The 16,729-nt window shown below is 64.8% G+C and carries 14 protein-coding genes; 3 read left to right on the top strand and 11 right to left on the bottom strand.

Annotated features, from left to right (window positions below):
- Positions 1–93: 93 nt before the first annotated feature.
- From VEIS_RS11010 to VEIS_RS11000, 3 genes are read left to right on the top strand one after another with little or no spacing between them, the layout of a single operon-like run.
- The gene (locus tag VEIS_RS11010; protein ID WP_011810008.1) at positions 94–1,308 is read left to right on the top strand and encodes an efflux RND transporter periplasmic adaptor subunit; all 1,215 of its coding nucleotides are present in this window, start codon (positions 94–96) and stop codon (positions 1,306–1,308) included.
- 13 nt (positions 1,309–1,321) lie between these two features.
- Positions 1,322–4,486 (top strand): efflux RND transporter permease subunit, encoded by a 3,165-nt coding sequence (locus tag VEIS_RS11005; RefSeq protein WP_011810007.1) that lies wholly within the window; start codon positions 1,322–1,324, stop codon positions 4,484–4,486.
- Entirely contained in the window at positions 4,479–5,942 is a 1,464-nt protein-coding gene (locus VEIS_RS11000) for an efflux transporter outer membrane subunit (RefSeq protein WP_011810006.1), read from the top strand. The genes VEIS_RS11005 and VEIS_RS11000 overlap by 8 nt, the downstream gene beginning before the upstream one ends.
- A gap of 203 nt (positions 5,943–6,145) precedes the next feature.
- Here VEIS_RS11000 and VEIS_RS10995 read toward each other — a convergent pair whose 3' ends face one another.
- The 11 genes from VEIS_RS10995 to VEIS_RS10950 all read right to left on the bottom strand — a co-directional run bounded on the left by VEIS_RS10995 (position 6,146) and on the right by VEIS_RS10950 (position 16,333).
- A complete protein-coding gene (locus VEIS_RS10995) occupies positions 6,146–7,111 on the bottom strand; it encodes a GlxA family transcriptional regulator (RefSeq protein ID WP_011810005.1) in 966 nt (321 codons plus the stop codon).
- An 87-nt stretch (positions 7,112–7,198) separates the two neighbouring features.
- On the bottom strand, positions 7,199–7,351 hold the full coding sequence (locus VEIS_RS28640) for a hypothetical protein (protein ID WP_157048478.1): 153 nt from the start codon (positions 7,349–7,351) through the stop codon (positions 7,199–7,201).
- A gap of 30 nt (positions 7,352–7,381) precedes the next feature.
- Positions 7,382–8,752, bottom strand: a complete 1,371-nt coding sequence (locus VEIS_RS10990) for an MmgE/PrpD family protein (RefSeq protein ID WP_011810004.1) — start codon at positions 8,750–8,752, stop codon at positions 7,382–7,384.
- 3 nt (positions 8,753–8,755) lie between these two features.
- Entirely contained in the window at positions 8,756–9,181 is a 426-nt protein-coding gene (locus tag VEIS_RS10985; protein ID WP_011810003.1) for an enoyl-CoA hydratase/isomerase family protein, read from the bottom strand.
- Positions 9,178–10,794: a class I adenylate-forming enzyme family protein gene (locus VEIS_RS10980; RefSeq protein WP_011810002.1), complete on the bottom strand. Its 1,617-nt coding sequence runs from the start codon at positions 10,792–10,794 to the stop codon at positions 9,178–9,180. Before VEIS_RS10980 ends, VEIS_RS10985 begins: the two co-directional genes overlap by 4 nt.
- A gap of 45 nt (positions 10,795–10,839) precedes the next feature.
- Complete coding sequence (locus tag VEIS_RS10975; RefSeq protein WP_011810001.1) at positions 10,840–12,012, bottom strand: acyl-CoA dehydrogenase family protein; 1,173 nt, start codon at positions 12,010–12,012, stop codon at positions 10,840–10,842.
- A 9-nt stretch (positions 12,013–12,021) separates the two neighbouring features.
- Positions 12,022–12,870: a nitrilase-related carbon-nitrogen hydrolase gene (locus VEIS_RS10970; protein ID WP_011810000.1), complete on the bottom strand. Its 849-nt coding sequence runs from the start codon at positions 12,868–12,870 to the stop codon at positions 12,022–12,024.
- Between the two features lie 22 nt (positions 12,871–12,892).
- Positions 12,893–13,792, bottom strand: a complete 900-nt coding sequence (locus VEIS_RS10965) for a glycine betaine ABC transporter substrate-binding protein (RefSeq protein WP_011809999.1) — start codon at positions 13,790–13,792, stop codon at positions 12,893–12,895.
- A gap of 14 nt (positions 13,793–13,806) precedes the next feature.
- A complete protein-coding gene (locus tag VEIS_RS10960) occupies positions 13,807–14,538 on the bottom strand; it encodes an ABC transporter permease (RefSeq protein WP_011809998.1) in 732 nt (243 codons plus the stop codon).
- Entirely contained in the window at positions 14,535–15,647 is a 1,113-nt protein-coding gene (locus tag VEIS_RS10955) for an ABC transporter ATP-binding protein (RefSeq protein ID WP_011809997.1), read from the bottom strand. The genes VEIS_RS10960 and VEIS_RS10955 overlap by 4 nt, the downstream gene beginning before the upstream one ends.
- Entirely contained in the window at positions 15,644–16,333 is a 690-nt protein-coding gene (locus tag VEIS_RS10950; protein WP_011809996.1) for an ABC transporter permease, read from the bottom strand. The genes VEIS_RS10955 and VEIS_RS10950 overlap by 4 nt, the downstream gene beginning before the upstream one ends.
- Positions 16,334–16,729: the final 396 nt, after the last annotated feature.

Raw genomic sequence — 16,729 nt, 5'->3', positions numbered from 1 at the left:
GCGCCGATCCCGAAAGAAAAATCAGATCACAATCGCCCCCATTGCGGCCCTCGTTGCGGTCTTCAATCCCGAAAACATCCCCAAAGGACTCCCATGCCCACATTGCGCGCCGTTCCGGCCCACAGGCTGCTCTCATTGCTTGCCGCCATCGTGGTTGGCGCCTGCGTAAAGAGTGAAGCACAGGCCCCGGCGGACGGCCCGAAGATGCCGCCCGTCGAGGTGGGGGTGGTCACCGCCACCCCGGGCGATGCGGGCCTGGTCACCGAATTGCCGGGCCGCGTCGAGGCTTCCCGTGTCGCGCAGGTGCGTGCCCGGGCTGCGGGCATTTTGCAGCAGCGTCTGTTCAACGAAGGCAGCGATGTCAAAGCGGGGCAGGAACTGTTTCGCATCGATCCCGCCCCTTACGCCGCTGCCGCGCAAAGTGCCCGCGCCAGCCTGGCCAAGGCGCGGGCCCAACTGGCGCAGGCCAGCGCCCAACTGGCGCGCTACCGCCCTCTGATCGGCGCCCAGGCGATCAGCATGCAGGACTTCACCAACGCCGAAGCCGCCGAGCAGTTGGCGCAAGCCGATGTGGCGGTCGCCGAGGCCGCAGTGCGCAGCGCCGAGATCCAGTTGGGCTACGCCAGCGTGACAGCGCCGATCTCCGGCCGCATCGGCCGCGCTCTGGTCACCGAAGGCGCCTTGGTCGGCCAGGGGGAGGCCACGGCCCTGGCGCTGATCCAGCAGATCGATCCGGTGTACGTGAACTTCACCCAGTCCGCCAGCGACCTGTTCCAGTTGCGCCGCGCGCTGGACAGCGGGCAGTTCAAGCGCGCCGGCAGCAGCGAGGCGGCCAGCGTCAAGCTGGTTCTGAGCGATGGTTCGCAATACGCGCAGACTGGCCGGTTGCTGTTCACCGATTTGTCGGTGGACCCGGGCACGGGCTGGGTCAGTTTGCGCGCCCAAGTGCCCAACCCCAAGGGCGAGCTGTTGCCCGGCCTGTACCTGCGCGTGCGCATCGAACAGGCCCAGGCCAGCAACGCCATCATGCTGCCGCAGCAGGCCGTCACGCGCACGCAGCAGGGGGACAGCGTCAGTGTGGTGGACGCGGATGGCAAGGTCTCGGTGCGCCCGATCAAGATCAGCGCGGCGCGCAACAACCGTTGGGTGGTGCTCGATGGCCTGAAGGCTGGCGAGCAGGTCATCGTCGATGGTTTTCAGAAATTGCAGATGCTGCCGCCCGGCACAGCAGTCAAGCCGGTGCCATGGCAGCCCCCTGCCGCTGCAGCGACAGCGATAGCGCCCGTGTTGAGCGCGGCCAAGCCGTAAGGGGTACTCCGGCATGGCCAAGTTCTTCATCGACCGACCCATCTTTGCCTGGGTGATTGCGCTGTTCATCATGGTGCTGGGCGGCGTGGCGCTGACGCAGCTACCGATCTCCCAGTACCCGCCGGTGGCGCCACCGACCATCGTCGTCAGCGCCATCTATCCCGGCGCATCGGCACCGACGCTGGAAGACTCGGTGCTGTCCGTGATCGAGCGCGAAATGAACGGCGCGCCCGGGCTGATTTACATGGAGTCTGTGGCGCAGGCCGATGGCTCGGGCAGCATCACGCTGAGTTTCGAGACCGGCACCAATCCCGATCTGGCGCAGGTGGACGTGCAAAACCGGCTCTCGCGCGCCACGCCGCGCTTGCCGGCGGCGGTGGCGCAGCAGGGCGTGCGCGTGGACAAAGCGCGCTCGAACTTCCTGCTGTTTACCATGCTCGCGTCCACCAACCCGGCCACCGACCAGGTGGCGCTGGGTGACTATGCCTCGCGCAATGTGCTGCCCGAACTGCAACGCCTGCCCGGCATTGGCCAGGCACAACTGTTCGGCACCGAGCGCGCGATGCGCATCTGGATCGACCCCGCCAAGATGGCCGGCTTTTCGCTCTCGGCCGCCGAGATCACGGCCGCCATCCGCGCGCAGAACGCGCAGGTGACCAGCGGCGCGATCGGCGACCTGCCCCACATTGCCGGCCAGGCAGACCAGCAGGTGACGGCCACCGTCGTCGTCAACGGCCAACTCACCAGCACCGAGCAGTTTGGCAATGTGGTGCTGCGCGCCAACCCTGACGGCTCGACCGTGCGCATCAAGGATGTGGCGCGCGTGGAACTGGGCGGCCAGGCCTACGCCACCGCCGCCCGCCTGAACGGCCAGCCCGCCGTGGGCGTCGGTCTTCAACTCGCCCCCGGCGGCAACGCGCTGCAAGCGGCCCGGGCCGTGCGCGCCCGCATGGATGAACTCGCGCGCCATTTCCCCCAGGGCATGGTCTGGAGCATTCCATACGACAGCTCGCGCTTTGTCAGCCTGTCCATCCGGCAAGTCGCCGAGACCCTGCTGGAGGCCGTGGCCCTGGTGTTTCTGGTGATGTTTTTGTTCCTGCAAAACTGGCGCTACACGATCATCCCGACCATCGTGGTCCCGGTGGCCCTGCTGGGCACCTTCGCCACGCTGCTGGCACTGGGTTTTTCGATCAACGTGCTCACCATGTTCGGCATGGTGCTGGTGATCGGTATCGTGGTGGACGACGCCATCGTGGTGGTGGAAAACGTCGAGCGCATCATGCGCACCGAGGGGCTGTCGCCGCTGGATGCCACCCGCAAAGCCATGCGCCAGATCTCGGGCGCCATCATCGGGGTGACCGTGGTGCTGATCTCGGTGTTCGTGCCGCTGGCGTTCTTTGCCGGCTCCACCGGCAACATCTACCGCCAGTTCGCCACCGTGATGGTCGCGTCCATCAGTTTGTCCGCGTTCATGGCCCTGTCGCTGACCCCGGCGTTGTGCGCCACCTTGCTCCGCCCCGTGCCGGCCGGGCCGGAGCATGCAAAAGGCGGCTTTTTCGGGGGCTGGAACCGCGGCTTCGCGCGCACCGCCAAAGGATATGAAAGCCTGGTGGCACGCATGCTCACGCGGGCCGTCCGTTACCTGGTCCTGTACGCCGCCATCATCGGCGCCGTGGCCATTTTGTACCTGCGCCTGCCCGGCGCGTTCCTGCCGGCAGAAGACCAGGGCAGCATCATCGTCAACGTGCAACTGCCCCCGGGGGCCACCCAGGAGCGCACGCTGGCCGTGGTGCAGCAGGTCGAGGGCTTCATCCTGCAGCAGCCCGAAGTGGAAAGCATGGTCGGCGTTCTGGGTTTCAGCTTTTCCGGCCAGGGGCAAAACGCGGCGCTGGCCTTCGTGACGCTCAAGGACTGGTCTGAACGCCCGAAGCCCGAGCAATCGGCCCAGGCCCTGGCAGGCCGCGCGTTTGGCGCGCTGATGGGGGTGCGGGACGCATTCATCTTCCCGCTGAGCCCGCCACCGATTCCCGAACTGGGCAATGCCAGCGGCTTCACCTTCCGGCTGCAAGACCGCGGCGCTGCGGGTCACCAGGCATTGGTGCGTGCGCGCAACCAATTGCTGGGCCTGGCCGCGCAAAGCAAGCTGCTGGCCCAGGTGCGGCCGGACGGTCTGGAAGACGCCCCGCAGTTGCAGATCGACATCGACCGCGACCGGGCCAACGCCCTGGGCGTGTCGTTCGATGCCATCAACTCGGCACTGTCCACGACCTTGGGCGCGAACTATGTGAACGACTTCCCGAACCAGGGCCGGTTGCAGCGCGTGGTGGTGCAAGCCGATGCCCCGGCCCGCATGCAGCCGGAGGATCTGCTGCAGATCAACGCCCACAACCGCCAGGGCCAACCGGTGCCGCTGTCCGCTTTTGCCAGCACCCGCTGGGTGACCGGCGCGCAGCAGACCGTGCGCTACAACGGCTACGCGGCAATGCGCATCTCCGGGTCCGCAGCCCCGGGCTATAGCACCGGCGCGGCGATGGCCGAGATGGAAAGACTCGCCGCCCAGTTGCCCGCAGGATTCGGCTTCGAGTGGACCGGACAGTCGCGTGAAGAAAAGCTGGCCGGCGCGCAAGCGCTGATCCTGTACAGCTTTTCGATCCTGGCGGTGTTCCTGTGCCTGGCCGCGCTGTACGAGAGTTGGTCGATTCCGCTGGCCGTGATCCTGGTGGTGCCGCTGGGCGTGCTGGGCGTGCTGCTGGCCACCTTGCTGCGCGGCTACGCGAACGACATCTACTTCCAGGTGGGGCTGATCACCATCATCGGCCTGTCGGCCAAGAACGCCATTTTGATCATCGAATTTGCCAAGGACCTGCAGGCCCAGGGTCAGGGCTTGATCGAATCGGCGCGGGCCGCTGCCCGGTTGCGCTTTCGCCCCATCGTGATGACCTCGATGGCCTTTGGCTTGGGCGTCATGCCGCTGGTCATCGCCTCGGGTGCCGGCTCGGCCAGCCAGCGCGCCATCGGCACCGGCGTGCTGGGCGGCATGATCACCGGCACGGCGCTGGCCCTGTTCTTCGTACCCTGGTTCTTCGTCATGGTCCGCGGCCTGTTCAAAGGCAGCGCGCGCCAGCAGCAAATGAACCGCCGCCACGCGCAAGCCGCAGGAGTCGAAACCCATGATTGAACGCCGCCAATCCATTGCCGCCACTGCCGCCATTGCGGCAACGCGCACATTGCCGCTTCGCCTCTGCGCCGTCGCGCTGCTGATGACCCAGGCCGGCTGCTCGGTCATGACCACCGCCTACGAGCGCCCTGCGGCACCGGTGCCGGCGAGCTACGCATTGGCAGCGGCAGACGCCCCGCAAGGCGCTGCCAGCCTGCTGCCTTGGCAGGACTACTTTGCCGACCCGCGGCTGCGCCAACTGCTGGACATTGCGCTGACCAACAACCGCGATTTGCGCGTGGCGATGCTGAACGTCGAACAGACGCGCGCCCAGTTCCAACTGCGCCGCGCAGACCTGTACCCCGGCGTCGACCTGAACGCCAAGGCCAGCCGCGCGCGCGCCACGGACGGCAAGCCGAACCCGTCGTTTGGCCTGGGCCTGGCCGTGACGGCCTGGGAGATCGACTTCTTTGGCCGCATCGCGCGCCTGAAGGATCAGGCCCTGGCCCAGTATCTGGCCAGCCAGGAGGGGCGCAACGCCGCGCAACTCAGCCTGGTAGCGTCCGTGGCCAACGGCTGGCTGAACCTGCTGGCGGATGAAGAACTGCTCGGCCTGTCGCGCCAGACGCTGGCCTCGCGCGAGTCCTCGGCGCGCCTGACCCGGATGCGTCTGGATGCCGGCGTGGTCTCGGAACTCGACTGGCGCCAGGCCGAGTCGCTGACGCAGGACGCCCGGGCCACATTGGCCCAACAGCAGCGGCAGCGAGCCGTCGACGAAAACGCCCTCGCCCTGCTGCTGGGCCAGGCCTTGCCGGACGACATCCGCGCCAGCCTGGCGCGCAGCCGGCTGGCCGATGCGCCGGCGCTGGTGCCACTGCCAGCGGGCCTGCCGTCGGAACTGCTCACGCGCCGCCCGGACATCCGCCAGGCCGAGCAGCAGCTGATCGCGGCCAAGGCCAGCATGGATGCTGCGCGGGCAGCATTCTTCCCGCACATCACGCTCACCGCCCAGGCCGGCACGGCCAGCGACGCGCTATCGGGCTTGTTCCATGGCGGGTCGTGGGGATTCTCGATCGCGCCGTCGCTGCTGCTGGCACTGTTCGACGCCGGCCGCAACCAGGCCCAACTCGAAGTCTCCGAGGCCGTCCGCAGCATCGCCGTCGCGCAGTACGAGAAAGCCATACAGACCGCTTTCCGTGAAGTGTCCGACGCGCTGGCCGGCCAGGCGACGCTGGGCGAACAGGTTCAGGCCCGGCAAAACCAGGCACAGGCGGAGGCGGCGAGCCTGCGGCTGGCCGAACTGCGCTACCTCAATGGCGTGGCCAGCCACCTGGACCTGCTCGACGCCCAGCGCTCCCTGTTCAGCACCCAGCAGGCCGTGGTGCAGACGCGGCTGGCGCAGTTGCAAAACCAGGTGACGCTGTACAAAGCGCTGGGCGGCGGCGCCCCGGATACGGTTGCCAAGGCGCCCTCCTGAGCCGAGGTTTACCCACACAAATACAGGCCCATTCACAGGCCCATTCGTTTTGTCTGGAGATGCGGTGCATTTCAGTGCATTCGTGCAAGGCAAGAAATTCACGCCACATGGCCGTGGGCACTGGAAGGTGGTTATCCTGGAAACGGCAGTCGAACGCGCCCGAGTGCGCCGTCATCGGCGCGCCGAAGGCGGTGCATGCCCTCTCAACGGGGCGTAGCGTTGCGTTCTTCGCCCGGTGTGCGATCAAATAATTTCCGGTAGCAGCGGCCAAAATGGGATGCTCCGGTAAAGCCGCAGCGCATGGCGATGTCGAGCAGCGACCAGGTCGATTCGTGCAGCAGTTTTTGCGCCGCCTTCAAGCGCAGCTCGATGTAGAACTGCGATGGGCGCATATTGAAGTGCTTCCACCACATCCGCTCAAACTGGCGCGGCGAGATGCCGACCAGAGAGGCGATGGTTTTCATCGGAATGGGCCGCTCGATGTTTTGTTCCATCAGCGTGATGGCGTTGACGATGCGCCGGTCTGCAACGCCGTAGCGCCATTCGATGGCCATCTTCTGGCTTTCTGCGGCGCTGCGTATGCGCGTGTGCAGGAACTGGTCGGCCACTTCGACGGCGAGTTGGCGGCTATGCTGGCGGGCGATGAGTTCCAGCATCAGGTCCATGGCCGCCGTGCCGCCGGCGCAGGTCAGGCGGTTGCCGTCGACGCAGTAAAGGTCGCGGCAGACCTCGATTGCCGGGAACTCGTCGGCCAGCGCTCTCAAGGCTTCCCAGTGTATCGTGCAACGCCGCTGGTCGAGCAGCCCGGCCCGCGCCAGGATCATGGAGCCAAGGCTGATGCCGCCGAGTGGCCGCCCGCTGGCGGCATAGCGCCTCAAGAACTGAAACACTTGCTGGTTGCGATAATCCGCCACGCCAATGCTTGCCACGACAAAGAAATGGCTAAATTCCGGCGCCAGGGTCATGGCAAATTCGGGCAGCAGGGCAAAGCCGGAGCTCGAGGGTACCGGCTCGCCGTCGGCACTGACCAGGTGCCAACTGTAGAGCGGCTTGCCTGCCACCCGGTTGGCTGCGCGCAGCGGTTCGGTGGCGGAACTGAGGGCCATCATCGAAAAATGCGGCACCAGAAAGAAACCCATGCGTTGGGTCAGGACTGGGTCGGGTTTCATGAGCGCGTGTTGGAACAAAGTCGTCTGCAGATGGCGCAGACTCTCACAGACGCCCGCGCAATGGGCGAAGGGGCGAAGGGGCGAAGGTCAAAAAACAAAGCCCTCCGCAATCACGAACACCGGTCGCGATCGAAGAACAGCCTCGATATCGAGAACCGTATGAACCACTGTCAACGCCATGTCATCTGCATCAATCTGCGGATGAATCGATTTTCCAATCCGCAGATGACGCAGGTTCACACAGATTTGGAAACGGGCTGCGCTGAATTTTTATGTCATCCCTCGATGCGAAGATCGATGGCGCTGAAGTTCGCCAAGCACCAGGTCGAGCAGGGGCGCGATCGGGGTGTCATCCGCGCCTAGCCGTTCAACCCGGTTTGCCAATTCCTGCGGTTTGCTGTGCACGCCTTCGGCAAAGCGCCAGAATTTTTGCCGAATCGCGCTGGCAGCAAGCGGCAAGTCCGGGTCGCCTGATGCCTGGGTCGGCCCGGAGTCGAAGTGGCGGCCATCGAATAGTTCGATCCTCACGTCGGCTACGCGTTGCTCGGGAAAGCGCGCACTGAATTCGGCGCGTTCCTCTGCGCGAATGGCGTGGCTCAAGCGCAAGACTTCGGCATCCTCGAGGGCCTCGCCTGTCAGCGCGTCGAATCTGACCGCGCCGTATTTCAGCGCCACTGCCACCGGGAAGGGCAGGCTGTATTGCGCCTGTTCGGTCGTGGCCGGCTGCGGGTGGGACAGTCGCGTTGCATGGTGAAAGGTGGCGATGCGCACCGAGCGGATCTGCTCGCTCGCAAGGCCGTGCCGGCGCCGCAGCGCCTGTGCCGCATCGATGGCGGGATGCGCCCAGCGACAGACCGGCTGCGGCTTGAAGTATTGCTCCAGGATGCGCCAGCGGGTGCCGAGATCGTCCCAATACACCTGGGCTGCGGGCTGCTCGAGGGTGAGCGCGGGTGCGCCGGTAAAGCCTCGCTGCGCCAGAAAGCCTGCGCTGAGTCCCGCCATGCAGCCCCAGCCTGAGCCATCCTTGACCATGGTCGGGTGGTCGATGCAGCGCATCATCTGGCTGCGCGGCCCGTGGTATTCGGCAATGCCGAGCGCCTCGCGGGTCTGTTGGATGTCCAGCGGCAACAGGCGGGCAGCGAGCGCGGCGGCTGCCAGCGCGTTCCAGGCGCCGGACGTGTGGTAGTCGCAGGCGCTGGCATGCAGGGCAATGCCGGCGCGCGTGCCGATCTCGTAGCCCAGCACCAGCGCGGTGAGAAATTCCCTGCTGCCCATGGCTGGCATGGCAGGCATGTCATGGCGCCGATCGGCCAGCGCCAGCAATGCCGGCAGCACGGTCACGCCGACATGCCCCTTGGTTTGCGCATGGCCATCGTGGCCGTCGCAGCTATCGATGGTCATCGCGCCCGCCATGCCTGCGCCGACAGGACTGGCGCTGCGCCCGTCGAAGAGAATGCGCGAGCGCAGCTTGCCAGCGCCAAAGAATTCGACCGCATGGTCGCTGGCGATGCGCGACAAGGCGGTCTGCCGGCCCGCCAGCGCCACGCCCAGGAGATCGAGCAGGCACAGCCTGCCTTGCTCGACGACCGCTGCGGGTAGGTCCTCGAATGCCAGGCGATGGATGAACGCGGGCGTGTCCATGCGCTAAGTCTCCGGCACGCATCGACGGGCGTTTTTGAAACGTCGCGGCGAGCGCCGCACGGTGGTCTGCCGTGCGGTGCGCAATGCCTTGAAATGCGGCTGACGATTCCAGCAGGCTGGGCAGGTCCATCCGCTGCCCTTCCCGCATGGGCCGTTTGGACATGCGCAAGACGCCGGGGGATTCTCGGCAATCGTTTGCAACAGGCCAAGCGCGTCGCGCATGTGCTCGATGTTGCCGCCCGACGAGAAGGCTGGCCCGGCGCCGGTCGGCACGATCATGCGCACGCGGGCATCGGCCTGCGCGCAGGACAGGCGCGCCGCCAGCGCATCGATCATCTCCATGTCGGTCAGGGCATTGCGCGTGGCTGGCCGGTGGAGGGTCGGCGTGACGATGGCTGCATCCTGCTCGTACAGCACAGCTTGGCTCATGCCGAGACTCCCGGTTGCGGTGCCAGTTCCCTGCGCAATATCTTGCCACTGGGGTTGCGCGGCAACTGGTCGAGGAAGAACACTTGTTTCGGGCATTTGTACGACGTGAGGCTGGCCTTGCAGAAGGCGATGACCTCGGCGGCAAGGAGATCGATATCGCTCTTGACCACGAAGGCCGTGACGGCCTGCCCCCATTTCGGGTCGGGCAGGCCAATCACGGCGGCCTCTTGCACGCCGGGGCAGTGGTACAGGACTTCCTCGATTTCGCGCGGATAGATGTTTTCGCCGCCGGACACGATCATGTCGTCGGCGCGTCCATGAAAGTGAAAATATCCGGCGTCATCGACGCTGAAAAGGTCGCCTGTGTAGAGCCAGCCATCCCTGAATTTTTTTTCCGTTTCAGCGGGGTCGTTCCAGTAGCGGGCAACCAGTTGCGGGCCTCGCACGATGAGTTGTCCGACCTCGCCGGCAGCCAGGGTCTCGCTGGCGGCGACCCTGCGTTCAGGGTCGTTCCTGATGACGCGGCAGGTGCTGATCAGGGTCGGCTTGCCGCAGGAGCCGAGATGCGCCAAGGCATCGCGCGGATGCAGCAGCAGGGTCAGACTGGCTTCGGTCATGCCATAGCCGTTGAAGACGCGGGGGCAAAACTCATGGATGACGCGCTGCATCGTGGCCGCAGCAATGGCGGCGCCGCCTGTGGTGATCATGCGCAGGCTGCTGACATCCATGGCGGCGAAGTCGGGGTGGAACAGCATGTCCTGAATTTGCGTGGGCACTGCGAACAAGGTGGTGACGCGATGGCGCGCAATCGCCTCCAGCGTGGTCAGCGCTGTGTAACGCGGCAAGATCACGTTGGCAGCGCCCACCACCATGTGCGGCAGGAAATAGGCTTGCATGCCGCCGACGTGATACAGCGGCGCGATATGCAGCGCCACGTCGGTGCAGGTCAGGCTGTACTCCATCACGCAGTTGGTCGCAATCGCCACATCATTGCCGTGGGTGTGAATCGCGCCTTTCGGACGCCCGGTCGTGCCGGAGGTGTAGACGATGGCCGAGATATCCTCCGCGCCCGGTTGCGGCAGCGGCGCATCGAGCCGTGTGGCGCCATCGATCAGCGCCTCGAAGCAATGATGGTGTTTTGGCAGGCCGGGCGCATCGGGCGCACCGGACGCACCGGACGCACCGGACGCACCGGACACATCGGACACATCGGACGCTGCGCTGCGCACGCGGATGAAGGTGCGCAGGTCCGGCAGCGCCAGCACCATCTTGCCCATGAGCGGCAGCATCGCATCGTCGTAGATCACGGCGCGGGCGCCGGCATCGCGCAGGATGTAGGCCGCCTCATCGGGCGAGAGCCGATGATTCATCGGCACGGCAATCGCGCCGAGCAACTGGCAGGCCATGTACGCGGTCGGTGTTGCCTCGGAGGTCTTTTGCAGGATGGCAACCCGGTCCATCTGGCGCACCCCCAGGTTGAACAGGGCTTGCGCAAAGCGTCGGACACGCGCATTCCAGGCGGCATAGGAAAGTGTGCTGGCGCCGCAGGCGAGGGCCGGGCGGTCGGGGTATTTGCTGACGGTGTTTTCAAAGAGGGAGGCGATGGTGGGCATAAAACGGCATAAGCTGAGTAATGAGCAGGGTGATGAGCCGGGTATTCAGAGCGTGATCCGCAGACCGGGCAAATCACGGCTGGCGATCAGGTACTTGGCCATCTCGGAGGTGCCGCCAACGATGGTGAGCGCGCGCGCGTCGCGGTAAATCTGTTCGGCGCGACCGAACTCCTTGGTGATGCCGTCGCCGCCGAGAATCTGCACGGTTTCATTGGCGCAGAAGTTTGCCGTTTCGGTGGCGACCAGTTTTGCCATGGCAGCTTCCTTCATCAGCGCCTTGCCGTCGCTGCCGGCGTCATACATTTTGCTGGCCCGATAGGTGAGCAGCTCTGCCGCATCGATTCTCCAGCTCATCTGCGCGATCTTGTCCCAGATCAGTTGTTTGCAACCGAGCGCCTGGCCGAAACTCTGGCGCTGCTGCGCATGCGCCACCGCGATATCGAATGCGCTGCGCGCAACGCCAAGACCTGAGCCGCCGAGGATGACGCGCTCGAAATTGAACATGCCGCGCATGATGCGCGACCCGCCGCCCGGCTCGCCGAGCAAGTGCTCAGCCGATACGCGGCAGTCCTTGAATTCAACTTCGCCCACGAGAGAGCCGCGCCGCCCCATGAAGGTGTAATTGCGCGGAAACCGGATGCCGGGCGCATGGCCCGGCACGGCAATGGCCGTCATCCCGGCGCTTGCCATGCCATAGACGATATACACATCGGCCACGGAAGCGTTGGAGATATAGCGCTTGAAGCCATCGATGACCCATTCATTGGTCTTGGCGTCAAACACCATGCGCGTTTCCATGCCTGCCGAATCGCTGCCGACATTGGTTTCCGTCACGCAGATGGCGCCAATCGCGGCGCCATCGAGAATCGGCGCCAGATAGGTGTCGCACAGGCGGCGGCTGGCATGGCGATGCAGGGGGTAGGCGCAACTCAACGCCGTTGCGATGGTGGTCTCGAAGGCGTAGTTGAGGTAGGCGGCTTCTTCGGAAAGCACGGTTGCATGGGTGAGGCCGGGCTGGGCCAGGCTGCCCTGGTACAGGTCGGCAAACATCAGCCGCAGGTAACCGGCCGCGCCAAGTGCGCGCACCACTTGCTTCACGGCAGACCAGTCTTGCCGGTCTTCGATGGCGACCGCTCGTGGCGCCAGTTCGCGCTGCAAAAAGGCGCGGACTTCGGCGCGGAACATCCGGTCGGCATCATCGAGAAGAAAATCCTGCATCGCTGTCTCTCAGTCCTGGGCCAGGGCGTGTTTTGCGGCCCGCTGGCGCAAGGCGCGCGCATCCCGCACGGTGGGCAACAAAAAGCGCGCCTGGCGCACCGACTCATAGTCGATCTCACCGATGATCAAGCCCTCTTCACTGGCGCTGCCAAGCGCGACCGTCTGGCCGAAGGGGTCGAGGATGCGCGAGCCGCCCCAGAAGCTCATCATTCCCTCGCTGCCTACGCGGTTGGCCATGACGATGGCTACGCCATAGGTGAGCGCGTAAAAGCGCAGGTTGATGTCCCAGGCGGAGGGATTGTCGAAGCCGGCTCCCACCGCTTCGCGGGCGGAACTGACCGGCGCTGCGAGCAAGGTGGCGCCATCGCAGGCGAGCGCGTGCACCAGCGCCGGGTTCCACAAATCCGCGCAGATGGGCGTGGCCATCTGCCAGCGCGCATCGAGCGGAAAACTCCCGCACACCGTGCCGGCAGCGTAGTACAGCCCATCCCTCAACTTGCCGTAGGTTGCCAGTTGCACCTTGCGGTGCACATGGATGAGCTTGCCATGGGCGACCGTCGCCTGGCTGTTGTAAAACTGGCCGGCGGGGGCTTCCTCGATGAAGCCGAACACGGTGTGCAAATCCGTGCTCGCCTCTGCAAGCGCGGCAATCACCGGGTCGTCGCGGGTCATGGCCAGCCTCAAGGCATCCTTGCCGGCGCTGTGCCCGCACAGCGACAGCTCAGGAAAGACCAGCAAGCCCACAGCGCCGGCGCGGGCCTGCGCAATGAGGCCGAGGTGGCGGCTCAGGTTTGCGCCGATATCGCCATAGGCGCCGTCGATCTGCGCTGCGGCGACCTTGATCAGGTTCTGGTTCATGATGATTTGCGTTGCAGGGTCTTCATCCGATCAGGCCCGACTGTTTCAGGAAGTCGCGGGCGACCTCGCGCAATGATTTGCGGGAGACATCGACACTCGCGTTCAGGCGCGCCATGGTGGGGGCATCGAGTTTTTCGGACAGTGCATTCAGAATGGGGGCCAGCGAGGGATTGGCGTCGAGCACGACCTTTCTGACCACCGGCGTCAATGCATAGGCCGGGAAAAAGCCCTTGTCGTCCTTCAATATCACAAAGTTGAAGGCAGGCACACGGCCATCGGTGGCAAAGACCAGCGCAATATCCACCTGGCGGTCTTTCAGGGCCTGATAGGTCAGGCCGGTGTCCATGCGCTTGAGCTTGGCGCGCGCGAAGTCGAAGCCATAGCTCTTTTCCAGCGGACGCAAGCCATCCGGGCGGGCATAGAACTCGGAATTGCAGGCGAAACGGAGCGCCTTGCCGCTGCGGATGGCCTGTGCCAGATCGCTGATGCTGACAATCCCCTGCTTGTTCGCCTCGTCTGCATTCATGGCGAGCGAGTAGGTGTTATTGGCGCGCGACGGGTTCAGCCACACCAGGCCCTTGGCCGCATCGAGTTCCTTGACCTTCCGGTAGGTGTCCTCCGGGCTGAAGCGTTCGCTCACTTTGTTGTAGGTGATGAGCGAGGTGCCGGTGTATTCCCAGTACAGATCGATCTGGCCGTTCTCCTGCGCCTGCCGCAGCACTGCGCTGCCCATGCCATCCTTCTTGACAATCTCAAAGCCCTTGGCCTCCAGCAATTGCGTGGTTATCTCCGTCATCAATTGCTGCTCGGTGAAATTCTTGCCGCCGACCACGATCGGCGCTGCTGACGAGGGGGTGCTCCAGAACGCCGTCAGCAGCACGCAGGTCAAGGCGAAGGCGCGTGCAAGCAATGGATTTTTCATGGTTTCCTCAACTTTCAGTTTTTTCCGTCGCAGGGGGTGACACCACGCGAGACCAGCTTGCGTTGCACCAGTCCAAGGACTGCATCGGTAAGGATTGCCAACAGGGCAATGGGTATTGCGCCTGCCAGCAACATGGTGAAATCGTTGAGATCGATGCCGGTAAAGATCAACTCGCCAAGTCCGCCGCCACCGATCAGAAAGGCGAGCGGCGCCGTCCCGACGGTAATGGCCAGCGCCGTCCGAATGCCGGCAAAGATGACGTACAGCGCATTGGGCAACTCGACGCGCCAGAGAATCTGCAGCGGCGTCATGCCCATTCCGGTGGCCGCCTCGATCAGTGCGCGCGGCACCGCCCGCAAGCCTTCATAGGTGTTTTGCGCGATCGGCAACAGGGTGGCCACCCACAGGCCAAAAATCGCCGGCACCGTGCCGATGCCCAGCACGCTCATCGCCAGCGCCAGCAGTGCCAGCTTGGGAATGGCCTGCCCGACATTGAGCACCTGCATGATGACGGCTGCGCGGCGCTGCGCTGGCCGACTCATGCAGATGCCGAGCGGCACTGCCGCCACGATGGCAAGCGCGCCGGCGATGGCAACCATCGTCATGAGCTGGATGGACTGGTACGCGATGTCGCTGCGAAATTGCATCAATCCGTCAACGATGTCCCGGCCCGCCGCATGGGCCGGCGTGCACACCGCCAGCGCAGTGGCCAGGCAAGGGCGCCAAGAATACTGCGCCAGTTTCATGTCTGCCCTCTGATGCGCAGCAACTCGACGACGCGCGCCTGACTGACATAGCCGACAAACCGGCCATCGTCGTCCACCGTGGGCAAGCACGCAGTGCCGCTGGCGAACATGGACGACACCACGGAACGCAGATCGTCGCCGGAATGCGCCATTTCCTGCATCGGGATGGCGTACGCAGCGCTCAGGGCGCCATCGGGCAACCCGGCGCGCGTCAGGCAACCCAGGGGCTTGTCGTCTTCGTCGAGAAGCACGATCTGGTCGCTGCCAAGCAGCGATGCGAATTCGGCCATCAGCGCCTTTGCGCGCGCGCTGCTCTGGCCGATGCGCAGCGCGCAATGGCAGGCCGTCAGCGCATCGCGGGCGCGCAGCAGGCGCAAGCGCTTGAGTGCGCGGTCGGCGCCAACGAAGTCGGCAATGAACGGGCTGGCCGGTCGCGCCAGGATGTGGTCGGGCGTATCGAACTGCTCGAGCCGGCCGCCACGGAAAATGGCAATCTTGTCGGCCATCTTCACCGCCTCGTCGATGTCGTGGCTGACAAAGAGGATGGTCTTTTTGACCTGCCGCTGAATCTGGAGAAATTCGTCCTGAATCAACTCCCGGTTGATCGGATCGATGGCGCCGAACGGCTCATCCATCAGCATGAGCGGGGGATCGGCGGCCAGCGCCCGCGCCACGCCGACGCGCTGCGCCTGGCCGCCCGACAGGTCCTTCGGGTAGCGCGCGAGGTAGATGGCCGGATCGAGCGCCACGATGTCGAGCAACTGCGCCGCCCGCCGCCGCGCCCGGGCCTTGTCCCACCCCAGCAGGTGCGGCACCACGCAGATGTTTTCCTCGACCGTCATGTTTGGAAACAGGCCGATCTGCTGAATCACGTAACCGATGCGACGGCGCAACTCCACCACGTCGAAGTCGTCGGTGTCCCTGCCTTCGAGAAAAATCTTGCCGGAAGTCGGTTGCACCAGACGGTTGATCATCTTGAGCGTGGTCGTCTTGCCGCACCCCGATGGCCCCAGCAGCACGCAGATTTCGCCCGCGCCCACTTCCATGTCGATGCGGTCCACCACGCAGGCCCCGCCATAGCGCTTGGTGAGTTCAGAGAGCCTGATCATGATGGCCGATATTTGCGAAAACCTGCCAGCCATGGTGCGGAGCGCAACCCTTTGGGCGTCAGCAGCCGCTGCAAGCAGCCCAGAGCAAAATCGGCTGCGATGGCCAGCACGCTGATCAGGATGGCGCCGGCGATCAACTGGCGCGGGTCGGATTGGGAGATGCCGCGGCTGATGAGCTTGCCAAGGCCGCCGGCGCCGATGTAGGCCGCAATCGCGGCAACGCCCACATTGATCACCACCGCCATGCGCACCCCGGCCATGATGATGGGCAAGGCAATCGGCAGCTCCACCTTGCGCAGCCGCTCGCCGGTCTTCATGCCCATGGCCTTGGCGGCTTCGCGCAGCGCCGGGTCGATATTGGTAATCGCGGTGTAGGTGTTGCGCACGATGGGCAACTGCGCGTAGAGAAACAGCGCGATCACGGTGGGCAAAAAGCCGATGCCCTGGCCGATGACGGAGAGCACCGGAATCATGAGGCCAAACAGCGCCACGGATGGAATCGTCATGATCATGGCCGCCGTGTACAGCACGACTTTCGCCAGGCCCGCGTTGCCGGTGATCAGAATGCCGAGCGGCACGCCGGTCAAGATGGCCAGGCCGATGCCGACACCGACAATCTCGATGTGCTGAACGGTCATGGCGGCAATGCTCGCCAGATCGGACCATATGAAATCAAATGTCTCCACTGTGTCTCCTTGTATCTTCTCTGATGTGACCATGCGTGATCTGGTGTGATCTGGTTACCCTGGAAACGGCAGTCGAATGCGCCCGCGTGCGCCGTCATCGGCGATCCAGGCACGATGCGGCGACGCTGCGCCCTGCCGGGCGCAAGAAGGAGCAACGCAGCATGGCGCTACCTGCGGCGATGCCATCGGGTGCATGGCGCTCTTACCTGATCGGTGCAAGCCCGCGAAGAGGAGAAATTCCAAGCACATGCGGTCTCCGGGATGCCGGGGAGCGGTCAACTGCCGTTTCTGGGGTTGCAGGATAGTCCGGGATCGAGCCCGCCCCTTAACATGGGATCGTCGTTGTTTGTTGCAAAAGCGACAGGCACTGCGCATGGCGGCAGATGCTCCCGTCGG

The organism is Verminephrobacter eiseniae EF01-2 (assembly GCF_000015565.1).
GTDB lineage: Bacteria > Pseudomonadota > Gammaproteobacteria > Burkholderiales > Burkholderiaceae_C > Acidovorax > Acidovorax eiseniae.
This window is presented reverse-complemented; position numbering and strand designations above follow the sequence as displayed.